This window comes from Streptomyces sp. NPDC006294 (assembly GCF_042870895.1).
Lineage (GTDB): Bacteria > Actinomycetota > Actinomycetes > Streptomycetales > Streptomycetaceae > Streptomyces.
Map to the genome: position 1 here is coordinate 280973 of NZ_JBIAHV010000010.1, position 15559 is coordinate 296531.

At 72.2% G+C, this 15559-nt stretch carries 16 protein-coding genes; 10 read left to right on the forward strand and 6 right to left on the reverse strand.

Annotated elements, in window-relative coordinates; all coding sequences use genetic code 11:
• Window positions 1-4: 4 nt before the first annotated feature.
• From ACFYOP_RS20245 to ilvD, 3 genes are all read left to right on the forward strand, one after another.
• Window positions 5-823 carry a sugar phosphate isomerase/epimerase gene (locus ACFYOP_RS20245; protein WP_356897822.1) on the forward strand — a complete coding sequence of 273 codons (819 nt, stop codon included), beginning with the start codon at window positions 5-7 and terminating at the stop codon, window positions 821-823.
• Window positions 820-1461, forward strand: coding sequence for a TetR family transcriptional regulator (locus tag ACFYOP_RS20250; protein WP_356897821.1), 642 nt, complete (start codon window positions 820-822; stop codon window positions 1459-1461). Before ACFYOP_RS20245 ends, ACFYOP_RS20250 begins: the two co-directional genes overlap by 4 nt.
• 112 nt (window positions 1462-1573) lie before the next feature.
• Window positions 1574-3424, forward strand: a complete 1851-nt coding sequence (gene ilvD / locus ACFYOP_RS20255) for a dihydroxy-acid dehydratase (protein ID WP_356897820.1) — start codon at window positions 1574-1576, stop codon at window positions 3422-3424.
• Between the two features lie 31 nt (window positions 3425-3455).
• Here the strand turns inward: ilvD and ACFYOP_RS20260 are convergent, their stop codons facing one another.
• The gene (locus tag ACFYOP_RS20260; protein ID WP_356897889.1) at window positions 3456-5627 is read right to left on the reverse strand and encodes a serine/threonine-protein kinase; all 2172 of its coding nucleotides are present in this window, start codon (window positions 5625-5627) and stop codon (window positions 3456-3458) included.
• Window positions 5628-5760: 133 nt separating this feature from the next.
• Between ACFYOP_RS20260 and ACFYOP_RS20265 the strand changes: the two genes are divergently transcribed.
• From ACFYOP_RS20265 to proC, 5 genes are all read left to right on the forward strand, one after another.
• Window positions 5761-6111: a peptidase gene (locus ACFYOP_RS20265; protein ID WP_388452231.1), complete on the forward strand. Its 351-nt coding sequence runs from the start codon at window positions 5761-5763 to the stop codon at window positions 6109-6111.
• Between the two features lie 33 nt (window positions 6112-6144).
• On the forward strand, window positions 6145-6663 hold the full coding sequence (locus tag ACFYOP_RS20270) for a hypothetical protein (protein WP_356897819.1): 519 nt from the start codon (window positions 6145-6147) through the stop codon (window positions 6661-6663).
• Between the two features lie 240 nt (window positions 6664-6903).
• Window positions 6904-7671, forward strand: a complete 768-nt coding sequence (locus ACFYOP_RS20275) for an ABC transporter ATP-binding protein (RefSeq protein ID WP_356897818.1) — start codon at window positions 6904-6906, stop codon at window positions 7669-7671.
• Entirely contained in the window at window positions 7668-8405 is a 738-nt protein-coding gene (locus tag ACFYOP_RS20280; protein WP_356897817.1) for an ABC transporter permease, read from the forward strand. The genes ACFYOP_RS20275 and ACFYOP_RS20280 overlap by 4 nt, the downstream gene beginning before the upstream one ends.
• Before the next feature lie 118 nt (window positions 8406-8523).
• Entirely contained in the window at window positions 8524-9333 is an 810-nt protein-coding gene (proC, locus tag ACFYOP_RS20285) for a pyrroline-5-carboxylate reductase (RefSeq protein WP_356897816.1), read from the forward strand.
• A gap of 27 nt (window positions 9334-9360) precedes the next feature.
• Here proC and ACFYOP_RS20290 read toward each other — a convergent pair whose 3' ends face one another.
• Window positions 9361-10269, reverse strand: a complete 909-nt coding sequence (locus ACFYOP_RS20290; RefSeq protein ID WP_356897815.1) for a zinc-binding dehydrogenase — start codon at window positions 10267-10269, stop codon at window positions 9361-9363.
• A 285-nt stretch (window positions 10270-10554) separates the two neighbouring features.
• Here ACFYOP_RS20290 and ACFYOP_RS20295 point away from each other — a divergent pair, with 285 nt between their 5' ends.
• Window positions 10555-11250: a ScbR family autoregulator-binding transcription factor gene (locus ACFYOP_RS20295; protein WP_356897814.1), complete on the forward strand. Its 696-nt coding sequence runs from the start codon at window positions 10555-10557 to the stop codon at window positions 11248-11250.
• Here ACFYOP_RS20295 and ACFYOP_RS20300 read toward each other — a convergent pair.
• Together ACFYOP_RS20300 and ACFYOP_RS20305 are read right to left on the reverse strand one after the other, a co-directional pair.
• Window positions 11239-12003, reverse strand: coding sequence for an SDR family oxidoreductase (locus tag ACFYOP_RS20300; RefSeq protein WP_356897813.1), 765 nt, complete (start codon window positions 12001-12003; stop codon window positions 11239-11241). The genes ACFYOP_RS20295 and ACFYOP_RS20300 overlap by 12 nt on opposite strands.
• A gap of 169 nt (window positions 12004-12172) precedes the next feature.
• Complete coding sequence (locus ACFYOP_RS20305; RefSeq protein WP_356897812.1) at window positions 12173-12967, reverse strand: ScbR family autoregulator-binding transcription factor; 795 nt, start codon at window positions 12965-12967, stop codon at window positions 12173-12175.
• A gap of 145 nt (window positions 12968-13112) precedes the next feature.
• On the opposite strand from ACFYOP_RS20305, the gene ACFYOP_RS20310 reads away from it, so the two are divergent.
• Window positions 13113-14102 (forward strand): ScbA/BarX family gamma-butyrolactone biosynthesis protein, encoded by a 990-nt coding sequence (locus ACFYOP_RS20310; protein WP_356897811.1) that lies wholly within the window; start codon window positions 13113-13115, stop codon window positions 14100-14102.
• 90 nt (window positions 14103-14192) lie between these two features.
• On the opposite strand, the gene ACFYOP_RS20315 is transcribed toward ACFYOP_RS20310, so the two are convergent.
• On the reverse strand, window positions 14193-14441 hold the full coding sequence (locus ACFYOP_RS20315) for a phosphopantetheine-binding protein (RefSeq protein WP_356897810.1): 249 nt from the start codon (window positions 14439-14441) through the stop codon (window positions 14193-14195).
• Between the two features lie 90 nt (window positions 14442-14531).
• Window positions 14532-15551 carry a beta-ketoacyl-ACP synthase III gene (locus tag ACFYOP_RS20320; protein ID WP_356897809.1) on the reverse strand — a complete coding sequence of 340 codons (1020 nt, stop codon included), beginning with the start codon at window positions 15549-15551 and terminating at the stop codon, window positions 14532-14534.
• Window positions 15552-15559 lie beyond the last annotated feature (8 nt).

Genomic DNA, 15559 nt, shown 5'->3' on the forward strand with positions numbered 1-15559 from the left:
CTCCGTGGCAGAACCAGTCGTGCGTATCCCGGATGCGAAGGTTGTCCTGTCGACGGCTTCCGTCTATCCGGAGTCGACGGCGACCGCCTTCGAGGTCGCCGCACGCCTCGGCTACGACGGTGTCGAGGTCATGGTGTGGACCGACCCGGTCAGTCAGGACATCGAGGCCCTGCGCCGGCTCTCGGACTACCACCGGATGCCCGTCCTCGCCGTGCACGCGCCGTGTCTGCTGATCACCCAGCGGGTGTGGTCCACCGACCCGTGGGTCAAGCTCCAGCGGGCGCGGGCCGCGGCGGAGAAGCTGGGGGCGTCGACGGTGGTCGTGCACCCGCCGTTCCGCTGGCAGCGCCAGTACGCCCGTGACTTCGTCAGCGGGATCTGGCGGATGGCGGACGAGACGGACGTGCGGTTCGCCGTGGAGAACATGTACCCGTGGCGCTACCGGGACCGCGAGATGCTGGCGTACGCCCCGGACTGGGACGTCACCAAGGACGACTACCGCCACTTCACGATCGACCTCTCGCACACCGCGACGTCCCGCACGGACACCATGGCTATGGTCGACCGGATGGGGGACCGGCTGGGCCATGTGCACCTCGCCGACGGCAAGGGGTCCGCGAAGGACGAGCATCTGGTGCCGGGCCGCGGCGACCAGCCGTGCGCCGAGCTGCTGGAGCGGCTGGCGCGGACCGGCTTCGACGGCCATGTCGTCATCGAGGTCAACACGCGGCGCGCCATGTCCGCCGCCGAACGCGAGGCCGACCTCGCGGAGGCGCTGGCCTTCACACGGCTGCATCTGGCGTCGGCCAGCCGTGTCTCATGACGCAGGAGCGCAGGGGGCGCGGCCGCCCGGCCCGCAGGGCGGCCGGCGAGGGGCCGGGGGCGCGCGAGCGCATCCTCCAGGCGGCCCGCGAGGAGTTCGCGGAGCGCGGCTACGACAAGACGACGATGCGCGGCATCGCCAGGGCGGCCGGGGTCGACGCGGCGCTCGTCCACCACTACTTCGGTACGAAGGACGACGTCTTCGCGGCCGCGATCGAGGTCTCCTTCGAGCCCGCGACGGTCGTCCCGCAGATCCTGGGGCAGGGCGCGCCGGGCATCGGCGAGCGCCTGGCGCGCTTCTTCATCGGCGTCTGGGAGAACCCGGCGTCCCGTGCCCCGCTGCTGGCGATCATCCGCTCCGCGCTGACGCACGAGGCGGCGGCCAAGGTGCTGCGCGGCTTCGTGCTGCGGCACCTGCTGGAGCGGGTGGCCGCGGAGCTGGACGTGCCCGATCCGCGGTTCCGGGCGGAGCTCGCCGCCTCCCACATGGTGGGCATCGCGATCCTGAGGTACGTGATCCGGGTGGAGCCCTTGGCGTCCGCCGATCCGGAGGAGATCATCCGGATCGTGGCGCCCACGCTGCAGCGCTATCTCACGGAGGCGGACCCGGCGGGCCCCGCCGCGGCGACCGGAGACTGAACCGGTCGTCCCGCATTGCGGACATGCTGTCCAGATCGTGGAGTGGCGGCGTACGCTCGACACAGACCCATCTGTCCTGAAGGACGTCAAGGACGCTAAGGAGCGAGCGACGATGCCCGAGCTGAGGTCCCGCACTGTCACCCACGGCCGGAACATGGCGGGCGCCCGCGCCCTTATGCGGGCGTCGGGCGTAGCGAGCGAGGACATCGGCAAGCCGATCATCGCCGTCGCCAACTCCTTCACCGAGTTCGTGCCCGGTCACACCCACCTCCAGCCGGTGGGCCGGATCGTCAGCGAGGCGATCAAGGCGGCGGGGGCGGTGCCCCGGGAGTTCAACACGATCGCCGTCGACGACGGCATCGCGATGGGCCACGGCGGCATGCTCTACTCGCTGCCGTCGCGCGACCTGATCGCCGACTCCGTCGAGTACATGGTCGAGGCGCACTGCGCGGACGCGCTGATCTGCATCTCCAACTGCGACAAGATCACCCCGGGGATGCTCAACGCGGCCCTGCGGCTGAACATCCCGACCGTCTTCGTCTCCGGCGGCCCGATGGAGTCCGGCCGGGCGACCCTCGTGGACGGCACGGTCCGCACGCTCGACCTGGTCGACGCGATCTCGGACGCGGTCAACGACAAGATCTCGGACGAGGACATCCTCCGCATCGAGGAGAACGCCTGCCCGACCTGCGGCTCCTGTTCCGGCATGTTCACCGCCAACTCGATGAACTGCCTGACCGAGGCCATCGGTCTGTCCCTGCCGGGCAACGGCTCGGTCCTCGCCACCCACACCGCCCGCAAGGCGCTGTACGAGAACGCCGGCGCGACGGTCGTGGACATCACCAAGCGGTACTACGAGCAGGGCGACGAGTCCGTCCTGCCCCGCAACATCGCCACGATCGCGGCCTTCGAGAACGCCATGGCCCTCGACATCGCCATGGGCGGCTCGACCAACACGATCCTGCATCTGCTGGCCGCCGCCCAGGAGGCGGGCGTCGAGTTCGGTCTTGACGAGATCGACGCCGTCTCCCGCCGGGTGCCCTGCCTGGCGAAGGTCGCGCCGAACGTCGCCAAGGACCGTACGTACTACATGGAGGACGTCCACCGCGCCGGCGGCATCCCCGCCCTGCTGGGCGAGCTCCACCGCGCCGGGCTGCTGAACGAGGACGTGCACTCCGTGCACAGCCCCTCCCTCGCGGACTGGCTCAAGAGGTGGGACGTGCGCGCCGGTTCGCCGTCGCCCGAGGCCGTCGAGATGTGGCACGCGGCGCCCGGCTGCGTCCGCTCCGCGACCGCCTTCTCCCAGTCCGAGCGCTGGGAGGCCCTGGACGAGGACGCCGAGAACGGCTGCATCCGCTCCGCGGAGCACGCGTACTCCAAGGACGGCGGACTCGCGGTCCTGCGCGGCAACCTTGCCGTCGACGGCTGCGTCGTGAAGACCGCCGGTGTGGACGAGTCCATCTGGACCTTCGAGGGCCCGGCCGTCGTCTGCGAGTCGCAGGACGACGCCGTCGACAAGATCCTGCGCAAGGAGATCACCCACGGCGACGTCGTGGTGATCCGCTACGAGGGCCCCAAGGGCGGCCCCGGAATGCAGGAGATGCTCTACCCGACGTCCTTCCTCAAGGGCCGCGGCCTGGGCAAGACCTGCGCCCTGATCACCGACGGCCGCTTCTCCGGCGGCACGTCCGGTCTCTCGATCGGCCACGCCTCCCCGGAGGCCGCCTCGGGCGGCACGATCGCGCTGGTCGAGGACGGCGACCGCATCCGCGTCGACATCCCGGGCCGCACCATCGAACTGCTCGTGGACGACGCCACGCTGGCGTCTCGCCGCGAGGCCCTCGGCGGCGTCTACGCCCCGAAGTCCCGCGAGCGCAAGGTGTCCGCCGCGCTGCGCGCGTACGCCGCGATGGCGACGAGCGCCGACAAGGGCGCCGTCAGGGACGTGTCCAAGCTGGGCTGACGCCCCGAAGCGTCGGCGGGACCCGGTGCGCTCACCAGCGGGCCGGGTCCTTCGCGTCCACGGCGAAGACGGAACCGTCGGGGGCGGTGGCGTACACCGTGCCGCCGGCGACGACCGGTGCGGGCAGCAGGGACGCGAAGGTGGAGCCGTCGTCGGCCATCCGCAGCCCCGTCTGGCCGACGACCCTGCCGTGCGCCGCGTCCACGGCGAGCAGACGCCCGTCGGCGGCGGAGAGGAAGACCGCGCCCGCCCCGGCGACCGGGCGTGACAGATGGGCGACCCCGGTCTCCAGGCGCCACAGTTCGGCGTCCTTCGCCCCGCTGCCCGCCCTGGCCGTGTCGACGGCCGTGAGCGAACCCCCGGCGCCGGCGATGTAGACCACCCGCCCCGCGACCGTGGCCTGTGCCTGGTCGGCGGGGACGGTCAGCGGGATCCGCCGCACGGGCCTGCCGGCGGCGGCGGTGTCGAGTGTCACGACCGCGCGGGTGATGCCGTCGGGTCCGGTCGCGAGCAGGTGCAGGGAGCGGTCGGAGAGCCCCACCGGAGTCAGCGAACCGGTCAGCCGCCGGGTCCAGCGAAGTTCGCCGCCCCGCGGGTCGACGGCGCTGATCAGGGTCGTCGACCCGTCGGCCGAGGGTGCTGCGGCGATCGCGGGTCCGTCGCCGTCGGGCGGGGCGAACCAGTGGGCGCCCCGCCCGCCGTGCCGCTTCCGCCAGCGCTCCTCGCCCGTCGCCGCGTCGACGGCGCGCACCAGTCCGGCGTCGGTCACCAGCAGGACCGTGTCGCCGGCGGTGAGGACCGTCGCGTACGCCGGGACGTCCAGGTCCCAGCGCGGCTCACCCGTCACCGGGTCGAGCGCCTCGTAGCGGCCGGCGCCGGGTGTCACCACATGGAGCAGCCCGCCGGCCAGGTGCGGCGCCAGGCCCTCGTCACTCTGGCCGGCGGCGCCCTCCCCGCCCGTGGACCAGACGGAGGTGCCGTCGGCCGGGTCCAGCCGGGCGGCCTTCACACCGGGGGCGGCGCAGTAGAGGGCGTCGTCGCCGTCGGCCGAGCACACCGGGGTGACGCCCGGGGCCCCGCCCCGAAGGGCGACGCTCCAGGGGCGGAAGCCCGGGTCGGCGGGAGGCTTCACGGGGGAGCCGTCGTCGGCGGACGCGCCGATGGCGACGGCGCCGGCCGACGCCAGGACGGTGAACGCGGTGGCCGCGAGCGCCCAGCGGGTACGGCGGCCGCGCCGGCGCGGAGCCTCGTCGGCCGCCGCCCGGTCCGTTGCGGGCTCCGAGGCGGCGGGCCCGGAAACGGAAGGCACGCGCCTCTCGGCGGTGTCGAGTTCGCGCTGCACCGGGATGTACGCCTGGGTGTCGTACCCGGCGGAGGGCGACGACGCCCGCAGCGCGACCATCAGCTCGTACGGCGTCGGCCGGTCCCGCGGGTCCTTCGCGAGGCAGCGCGACAGCAACGGCACGAGATCCTCCGGCACGCCCGCCAGGTCCGGCTCGTTGTGCACCACCTGGTACGCCACTATGTACGGGCTGTCGGAGTCGAACGGGCCCCGTCCGGTGGCCGCGTGGACCAGCACCGCCCCCAGCGCGAAGACGTCCGCCTCCGGCCCCACCTCGCGGGGCCGCTGGAACTGCTCGGGCGCCATGAACGGCGGCGTGCCGATCAGCTTTCCGGTCTCGGTGCGCAGATCGCTGTCGACGGGACGCGAGATGCCGAAGTCGATGACTTTCGGCCCGTCTTTCGCCAGCAGCACGTTGCTGGGTTTGAGATCCCGGTGCACCACGCCGGCGCGGTGGATGTCGCGCAGCGCCTCCGCGAGGCCCGCGCCCGCTCCGCGGAGTTCGGCCGGATCCAGCGGGCCGCTCCGCTTCACCCGGTCCGCGAGCGTGGGGCCGTCGATGAAGAGGGTGGCCATCCAGGGCCGGTCGGCGCCCGGGTCCGCGTCGACGACCGGCGCGGTGAACGCGCCGCTGCCCCGGCGGGCGGCGGCCACCTCCTGCCTGAAACGCGCTCTGAACTCCGGGTCCAGGGCGTGCTCGGCGTGGATGACCTTGACCGCGAGCCGCAGGCCGGAGGCGGAGGTGGCCAGATGGACGACGCCCATGCCCCCGTTGCCCAGGCATGCTTCGAGCCGGTACTGCCCGGCAAATTCCGGATGCTCCGCTTCCGGGAACGGCCCGGTGCTGCGCAGCGGTGGCATCTCCCACCCCCGTCTGATGGTGCGCACGCGCGACGCTCGGAGCCTAGTCGATGATGCGTGCGATCCAGCCATGGGTTGCTAGCCTGCGCGCGGCGGCGAACGCCGCTCATCCATGTCAACGGGGGGAAGTCCGATGGCTCTTGAAGAGACGCAGAACGGGAAGGCCGGGAAAGAGGAGATCCGGGACGCGGCGGCAGACGGCGGCGTGAGCGCCGAGCCGGTCGGGACCATGGCGGCGACGCGCTATCCGGTCGCGCCCGGCGTCCGCCTCAACGTCCGCTCCGGCCCCGGCACCAACTACCGGCTGGTCAAGATCCTCCCGTACGGCGCGTCCGTGCCGATCAACTGCCAGAAGGCCGGCGAGACGATCACCGGTCCGTACGGCACCACCAACCTGTGGGACAACATCGCCAACGGCCAGTTCGTCTCCGACGCGTACGTCTACACGGGCAGCGACGGCTACATCGCCCCGCGCTGCTCCTGACCCGTTCCCGACGCGGCGGGGATAATCGACCCCGTGAGCGAGCACACCGAGAACACCACGACGGCCGGCGGCGGCCCGGAACCCGAGCCCATCCGTTTCTTCGGCACGACCTGGGTCGGCCACGACGGGGGGTACGGGCCGCGCCGGGCCGGCGTCGCCGCCGGCGCGCTGGTGACCGCCGTCGCGGCGGCCCTGGTCCTGCGCTTCGCCTACCAGGGCCTCGCGATCGCCGAGGTCGGCAGCTTTGTGAACGTCCTGGTCATCGTCATGTTCGCCGTCTGCAGCGCCATCGCGTTCCGCAAGACGTGGGAGAGCTTCACGCGCCGTCCCGACGGCTCGTCGACCGAGGACTCCCTGCGCACCCTGAAGATGATCGGCTTCATCGGCTCGCTCATCGCGTACGCCCTGCGCTGCCTCGTCGAGGCGCCGGGGGAGGGGCTGCGCCGCGCCGAGTACGAGACCGCGCGGGCGCAGTACGAGAAGCGCCGCGGCGTCCGCTCCGGGAACCCGGCCGCCCGCAGACGGAAGGGCGGCGGGCCGAAGCGCGGTTGACCGCGCCCGCGGCGGACCGTCGCCGGTCCGGCCGGCATCCTGGGGCCACCGCGCGGAGCGCGGCCAACGGCGCCCGGGCGGGGCCCGCGTGTCCCGTCCCGTGTGACGCCCGCCCCGAACATCGAGCACAGACAGGATCACCGCGGGAATGCGCCCGCCGACCGCGCCCGGTCACGCCCCAGGGGTGTGACCGGGCGCGGTGCTTGACGGCTCCGGGCACCCGGGAGCAGAATTCATCACATGATGAATTCATCTGAGGTCGCCGTCCTCGCCCGCGGCCTCACCGCCGTCCGGGGAGAGCGCACCGTCCTGCGCGGCATCGACTTCACCGTCCCCACCGGGCGCGTCACGGGCCTCCTCGGCCCCTCCGGCTGCGGGAAGTCGACCCTGATGCGCGCCGTCGTCGGCACGCAGGCCAAGGTCACCGGCACGCTGGAGGTCCTCGGCGAGCCGGCCGGCGCCGCCGGGCTCCGCTCCCGTATCGGCTACGTCACCCAGGCGCCGTCCGTCTACGGCGACCTCACCGTCCGCCAGAACCTCGAGTACTTCGCCTCCGTCCTCCTGCCGGGCCGCCGCAGTCGCGACGCCCGGCACGAGTACGTCACGCGGGCCATCGAGGACGTCGACCTGGCCTCGCACGCGGACTCGCTCGTCGGCCGGCTCTCCGGCGGCCAGCGCAGCCGCGTCTCGCTCGCCGTGGCGCTGCTCGGCACACCGGAGGTGCTCGTCCTCGACGAACCCACCGTCGGGCTCGACCCCGTTCTCCGCCGCGACCTGTGGGACCTCTTCCACCGCCTCGCCGCCGAACGCGGCGCGACGATCCTGGTCTCCTCCCACGTCATGGACGAGGCCGAGCGCTGCCACCGCCTCCTGCTCATGCGCGACGGCGCGATCCTCGCCGAGGACGCCCCGGACGACCTGCGCACCCGCACCCGCTCGGAAACGGTCGAACAGGCCTTCCTCCACCTGGTCGACCAGGCCGCCGCCCTCGAGGAGAACGCCCGATGAGCCCCGCCCGCACTCTCGCCACCGCCGCCCGGGTCCTGCGGCAGCTCCTGCACGACCCGCGGTCCATCGCCCTGATGATCCTCGTGCCGTGCGTGATGCTGTTCCTGCTGAGGTTCGTCTTCGACGGCAGCCCGCGGACCTTCGACTCCATCGGCGCATCGCTGCTCGGCATCTTCCCGATGATCACGATGTTCCTGGTGACCTCCATCGCCACCCTGCGGGAACGGACCTCCGGCACCCTGGAACGGCTCCTCGCCATGCCGCTGGGCAAGGCCGAGCTGATCGCCGGCTACGCCCTTGCCTTCGGCCTCGTCGCCGTCGTCCAGTCGCTGCTCGCCACGGGCCTCGCGCTGTGGGGCCTCGGCCTCGACGTCACCGGCTCCGCCTGGCTGCTGCTCCTGGTCGCGCTCCTCGACGCACTGCTGGGCACGGCGCTCGGACTCTTCGTCTCCGCCTTCGCCGCCTCCGAGTTCCAGGCGGTCCAGTTCATGCCGGCCGTGGTCTTCCCCCAGCTGCTGCTGTGCGGTCTGTTCACCCCGCGGGAGAACATGCAGCCCGTGCTCGAAGCGATCTCCGACGTGCTGCCGATGTCCTACGCCGTTGAGGCCATGAACGAGGTGCTGCGCAACGCCGACGTCACCGGCGTGTTCGTCCGCGACGTCCTGGTCGTGGCCGGCTGCGCCCTGGTCGTCCTGGGCCTGGGGGCGGCCACCCTGCGCCGCCGCACCGCATGACCCCGGGCCTGCCCGTACGCCGCGCCGACCGTACCGACACTCGGACGGGACGGCGCGCCGCCGCCCGACGGTGACAGGATGTGCGCACGTGCCCCCACCGGCGAGGTGAACTTCAGCCATGACCCAGACAGTCGCAGTCCTCGGTACCGGCAAGATCGGTGAAGCCCTGCTCAGCGGCATGATCCGCGCCGGCTGGCGCGCCGCGGACCTGCTGGTCACCACCCGGCGCAGCGAGCGTGCCGACGAACTGCGCGACCGCTACGGGGTGGACTGCGTCAGCAACGCCGAGGCCGCGAAGCGCGCGGACACCCTGATCCTCGCCGTGAAGCCCCAGGACATGGGCAGGCTCCTCGACGAGCTCGCCCCGCACCTCACCGCCGACCGCCTCGTGGTCAGCGCGGCGGCCGGCATCACCACCTCCTTCATCGAGGAGCGCCTGGCCGTGGGCACCCCCGTCGTCCGCGTCATGCCGAACACCCCCGTGCTGGTGGACGAGGGCATGTCGGTGATCTCCGCCGGCAGCCACGCCACCGGTGAGCACGTCGCGCACGCGGAGGAGATCTTCGGCGGCGTCGGCAAGACCCTCCGCGTCCCCGAGTCCCAGCAGGACGCGGCCACCGCGCTCTCCGGGTCCGGCCCGGCGTACTTCTACTTCCTCGTCGAGGCGATGACCGACGCGGGCATCCTCCTCGGCCTTCCGCGCGCCCAGGCCCACGACCTGATCGTCCAGGCCGCCATCGGCGCCGCCGTCATGCTCCGCGACAGCGGCGAACACCCGGTGAAGCTCCGCGAGGCCGTCACCTCGCCCGCCGGCACCACCATCAGCGCCATTCGCGAGCTCGAGAACCACGGGGTGCGCGCCGCCCTGATCGCCGCCCTGGAGGCGGCCCGCGACCGCAGTCGCGAGCTCGCCTCCGGCAACGGCTGACCGGACCGGAACCCCTGCGCGAGCGGTTCAGGGGACCAGGTACGTCTTGCCGGTCGTGCGGCGTCCGCGCAGCGCCTCGTGGGCGCCGCGGGCGTCCGACAGGGCGTACGGCTCGGACGTCACCGGGGACAGGCGGCCCTCGGAGACCAGCCGGAGCATGTCCTTGAGCGGGCCCGACACCGCTCCGGGCAGCGCCAGCGTCGGGCGCAGCCAGAAGCCCACCACCGCGGCGTTCAGCCGGGACAGCCGCCCGGGGTCCACGGGGGCCGGCGTGGCGCGTGAGGCGTTGCCGTACGTCACCAGGCGGCCGAAGTCCGCCAGGGACTCCAGGGCCCGGCCGAACAGCGGTCCTCCCGTCGCGTCCAGGATCACGTCCGCGCGCTCCGCGAGCGGATACTCGGCCACCGCGTCCGCGCCCAGTTTCAGGGCCAGTTCGCGCTTGGCGGGCGTCGACGCCTCCGCCAGCACCCGGCCTGCGCCGAACACTCCCGCGAGCTGTACGGCGAGGCTGCCCACGCCGCCCGCCGCCGAGTGCACGACGACCGTCTCGCCGGGCTGCAGCCGGGCCGCCGATCTGAGCAGGTGCCAGGCCGTCAGTCCCTGCACGAGCAGCGCCAGCGCCTGTCCCGCCGCCAGCGACGCGGGGATCTCGACGGCGGAGTGCTCCTTGGCGAGGGCCAGTTCGGCGTAGCCGCCCGACACCCGGGCGAGCACCCGGCGGCCGTCCTCGGTGCGGCCCACGACCTCGCTGCCCGGTATCAGCGGCAGGGATTCCGCTCCCGCGTACGAGCCGTCGATCAGGTGGGTGTCGGCGTAGTTCACTCCGGCCGCCTCGACCGTGATCAACAGCTCGCCCGGGCCCGGTACGGGATCGGGGACCTCGACGGACTCCAGTACCTCGGGACCGCCGAATTGGCTGAACTGAATCGCACGCACTAGTGGTTCTCCCCATTCGTGTTCGAGTGTTCCGGCCGTTTTTCGAGCCGAATCGCATAAACAACCGACCAAACGGTTTTTTCTGAGTCGAGCGCTCGCCGGAGATGACGAGGTCTGGCGATCAGCGAGGCTCCGACCTCCCGGTTCGCGGTAGTTTCAGAGGCCATCGACAGTGGAATCCGGTCGACCTTGTCAGGCCAAGAGGACAGTAAGAAACCGCATGGTAGGTTTCTGAGCTGGGATAAGTCCCTCGCAATGCCGTGGCATGGGAAGGGGTGGCGGCGGATGGCCATGCAGGAACGGGCGGAACAGACCCGGCGGGCCTTGATCGGCGCGGCGGCCCACGCCTTCGACGAGGTCGGCTACGAGCGCTCCTCCCTGGTCCGGATCAGCGAGGCCGCCGGGGTGTCCAAAGGCGCCCTTTCGTTCCACTTCGCCTCCAAGGACGAACTGGCGGACGCCGTCCAGGGGTCCGCCCACGACGCCGCCCGGACCGTCGTCGACGACGTGTGCCGCCGCCCCGGCCCGGCCCTGCAGTCCGTCATCGACATCACGCACGCGCTGGCCGCCCTGCTGGAGACCGACGCGGTCTGCCGGGCCGGCGCCCGCCTCGCCCGCGAGCGCGCCGCGGCCGACATCCTCCCGCACCACTGGAACGCGGCCTGGGCGCAGCCCGTACGCCATCTGCTGCACCACGCCCGGGACGACCGGTCCCTGCTTCCCGGCGCGAACGTCCACACCGTCGCCGTGCTCGTGGCGTATCTGATGGCCGGTGTGGAGACGACGGTGCGGGACCACTGGATGCTGGCCGCCCTCGTGCCGCAGCACCGCGACGAGCAGCGGGAACCGCCCCGGGCGTGGCTGGCCAGGATCTGGGAGCTCGTGCTGCCGGAGGTGGCCGCCGTCGACCACCTGCCCCGGCTGCGGGCCTGTGGGCCCCCGGGGCGGGAGTCGTCCCGCACCTCGGTGTCAGAGCCGTGAGCCGCCCGTGGCGTCGATGTACTGCCCGGTGACCCAGCGGGAGTCCTCGGAGGCGAGGAAGCCCACCACGTCCGCGATGTCGGCGGGCTGCCCGAGCCGGCCGAAGACCGAGAAGCTCTCCATGCGGGCCCGGCCCTCGGGGGTCGAGCGCGTCTCGGCGTTCATGTCCGTCTCGACGTAGCCGGGCGCCACCGTGTTCACGGTGATCCCGCGCCCGCCCAGTTCCTTGGCGAGGGCCAGTGTGAACGTGTCCAGGGCGCCCTTGGTCATCGCGTACACGATCGCCTCCGGGTTCGCGATCCTGGTCACGCCGGACGAGACGTTGACCACGCGGCCGCCGTCCCTCAGCAGCCCGAGCGCCTGCTGGACCAGGAAGAACGGCGCCTTGACGTTGACCGCGAAGAGCTCGTCGAAAGCGGCCTCGGTCGCCTCGTCGATCCGGGCCCTGGGCCCGATCCCCGCATTGTTCACCAGCACGTCGATCCCCGGCTCGACGCCCTGCTCCGCGAGGCCCGCGCGGAACGCCTCGTACAGTTCGGCGACCCCGTCCGGGGCCGCGAGGTCGGCCCGTACGGCGAACGCGCGGCCGCCCTGCGCGGCGATCGCTTCGACGGTCTCCTTCGCGGCCACCTCGTTGCTCCCGTAGTGGACCGCGAGGAGGAATCCGTCGGCCGCCAGCCGCTCGGCTATGCCGCGGCCGATCCCCCTGCTCGCCCCTGTGACCAGTGCCGTCCGTGCGTCCGAAGCAGTCATGCGACCGCCCTCCCCTTCGAGTCGTTCGGTACAGGTGATCGTCGTGCGCGTCGTCTGAATCGTTTCGTCGCGTGCGCGTCGTGCGCGGCGTCGTGACAGCGGTCCGGCGGGGCAGCGCGCCCCGCCGGAGACTTCGGCTGCCGCCCCGGCCCACGGCCCGGGAGCGGCGTCAGGCTCCCGCCGCCCCCGCCGCGGTCCCGAACGCGAACCGCCCCCCGGCCGGGGAACGGCCCGGAGCCGTGACCCGGGCGGCCCCGCCGTCCCGGTCCTCGTCCTCCGTGCCGGCCCCACCGGGCGCAACGGCCTCGTCCGGCTCGGCCGTCTTCCGTCCCGCGTGGGACTGGGCGATCACCCGGGCCCCGCGGTCCGGCCGGGTGTCCAGCCTGCCGAGGATCCCCGGCTGGGCGATGGCGGGCAGCATGTGGTCGTACAGCAGGCCCACCTGACGCTCCAGGCAGGCCATCCCGCTCGCCGCCTGCGAGGTCAGCGACAGACCGGTGAACGAGCCGACGAGGATCTGCGCGGTCTCCTCGGGCACCACGTGCGGAAGCAGTTCGCCCTGCTTCTTCGCCTGCTCGAGCAGGCGGGTGACCAGCTTGGTCCACTCGCCGTAGGGGGTGCCGATGAGTTCCCCCTCGAAGCCCTGGTCCGCGGCGAGCCGGGCGGACGCGCGCAGCGTGACCTCGCGGGGGAGCCGGTAGGCCAGCATCATGCTGACGTCCACGACCTCCTGCAGCTTGCAGGGCTGCTCGGGCACGCCGTCGGTGGTCACCGCGTAGGCGAGGACCCCTCTCGCGAGGTCTTCCTTGGAGGAGAAGTGGAAGTACAGCGCGCCCTTCGTCACGTCGGCGCGGACGAGGATGTCCGCGATGGTGGCGGCCTCGTAGCCACGCTCGGCGAAGACAGTGGCGGCTGCCTCGACGATCGCCGCTCGAGTCCTGTTCGCGCGCTCCTGACGTGCCATCAGGCCTCCTCTCGCTCCCCGTTCGTGTTCAAGTTCTTGCTCAGTTTGCCTCAGAACGATTGACAAAACAAACCGGGTGGTCCGTATCTTAGTCGCGGAGCGGACAGCCGCTCCGCGTAGAAGGTCCAAGAACCTGGGGGGTTCTATGTCTCAGCTGTCGATCCACGCCCGCAAGAGACCTGCTCGCACGCTCCGCCGGTCGGTTTCCGCGCCGACGGGGACGCTGGTCTCCGCGGCCGGCACCCGACCGAACTGTTCGATCACTCCGAAGTTCGTGCACCGCGTCACCGAGGACGACATCCTGATCACGTCGTGGACGCGGCTGGGCGGTGACCGGTTCCACCTCTCCGCCGACTGGACGGTGGCACACGGTTTCTTCGCTCCGGCCCCGAGGGCCAGGCACAACGAGATGCTCGTGGCGCAGACCATCCGTCAGGCCGGTTTACTGCTGGCGCACGCCGGGTTCGAGACCCCCACCTCGAACCAGTACCTCATGAACAAGCTCCAGTACTCCTCCGACCCGGACTACCCCACGGTGGACCGGGCCATGGACTCGATCGACATCGACGTCCGGTGCGTGCCGTCCGGACGCCGCAGTCTTGACATGCACTTCGTGTTCTCCTACGAGGACAACATCTTCGTGACCTGCAGTGCCGCGTTCAGCTGGGTCCCGGCGAACCTGTACGGACGGCTGCGTGGGGACTACGTGGCCGCCCGGCCGAACGGCGCCCCCGCCCCCATCGCTCCGGAGCTCGTCGGCCGGAGCACCGAGGACGAGGTGACGCTCGCTCCCGGCGACCGGCCCGACCGGTGGCAGCTGCGGGGCGACACCGGGCACCTGGCGCTGCTGGACCACCCGGTCGACCATGTGCCGGGCCTGGTCCTCGTCGAGGCCGCACACCAGGCGGCCTTCGCCCACGCAGGCCCCGACGGCTTCGTGCCGACGTCGACCTCCATCGTGCCCATGAAGTACGTGGAGTTCGACGTGCCGTGCTGGATCGAGGCCCGCGACGTCCAGGGCGCACTCCCCGGCAGCAGGGCGATCGAGGTCACCGGGATCCAGCACGACGAGCTCACCTTCCGCTGCGTGCTCACGTCCTGCGTCAACTGGCCGCCGGCCGTGGGCGACTGGTAGCCCGGCAGCGGTAGCCCGACAGTAAGGCGCACGGCGGAGGCCCTGTCCGGGGCGGGGACAGGGCCTCCTGCTCGTGGGGGGTGTGGCGGGTCAGGCCGCGACACCCTCCTTCTGCTTCTCCTGGAGCATCACCGCGGTGTTCTCGATGGTCCCCGCGGCCTCTATCTCCCAGTCCTCGACCTCGACGCCGTACTGCTTCGTCAGCAGCACCGCCAGCTCAACGAGGACCAGGGAGTCCAGCTCCATGGACTCGTAGTCGGCGGCGACGTCGACCTTCGCGGCGTCGATCTCGAGCTTGGAGACCATGATCTCGGCGATGTGCTCGGCAATGGCGCTCATGGGGTTCCCTCTCCCTCTCCCGGCGTTCTGCCGGCCTGCTGATGTGTCGGCTGCGGTGGTGCGGTGGTGCGGTGGTGTGTGCGGCAGGGCTCAGACGGTCGTGATGTCCGGCCATACGAGTGCGGTCGAGCCCCAGGCGAGCCCGCCCCCGTAGGCGCTGAGCAGCACCCGGTCGCCCGCGGTGATCCGCCCGTCCGCCACCGCGTCCCCGAGCGCGAGCGGAATGGACGCGGCGGCCGTGTTGCCCACCCGGTCCAGGTTCACCACCGCGCGCTCCCGGTCGATGCCGAGGTGATCCGTGAGCGAGTGCAGGATGCGGAGATTGGCCTGGTGGCCGACGAACCGGTCGACGGACCCCTTCTCCCAGCCGATCTTCTCCAGCAGGGCCGTCGACGACTGCCCCATCCGCTTCACGGCGTGGGCGAAGACCGCCTTGCCCTGCATCCGGAAGTAGAAGTCGGCCGGATCCGGCTCCTCGCCCGTGGACCGCTGGCGTGATCCGCCCGCGGGGACGGTGATGAGGTCCGCATGGCTGCCGTCGCTGCCGAGGTCGAAACCGAGCAGCGCGCCCGGCTCGTCCGCACCGCCGGCCTCCAGGACGACCGCGCCCGCGCCGTCGCCGAAGATGGCCGACGTGGCGCGGTCCGCGGGGTCGAGGATCGTGGAGTACGTCTCCGCGCCGATGACCAGGACCCGTTCGGCCGCCCCGGCCGCGATCAGACCGGCGGCGGTGGCCGTCGCGTAGACGAAGCCGGCGCAGACGGCGGAGACGTCGAACGACGCCGCGGTCCCGAGCCCGAGCCGGGCCGCCACCGCCGGGGCGGTCGCCGGGCAGGGGTGGTCGGGGGTCGTGGTGGCGAGGACCACCGCGTCCACGCTCTCCGTACCCGCGGACTTGAGCGCACGGGAGCCGGCCTCGACCGCGAGGTCGGAGGTCGCCGTGCCCGGTTCGGCCCAGAAGCGCTGCCGGATGCCGGTCCTGGTCCTGATCCACTCGTCGCTGGTGCCCAGCCGCGCGGACAGTTCCTCGTTGCTGACGACGCGCCGGGGAAGCCATGTCCCCAGGCCCTTGAGAACGGCGGCGCGCCGCGCCGGCTGCTCGGTGCTCATTGACCTTG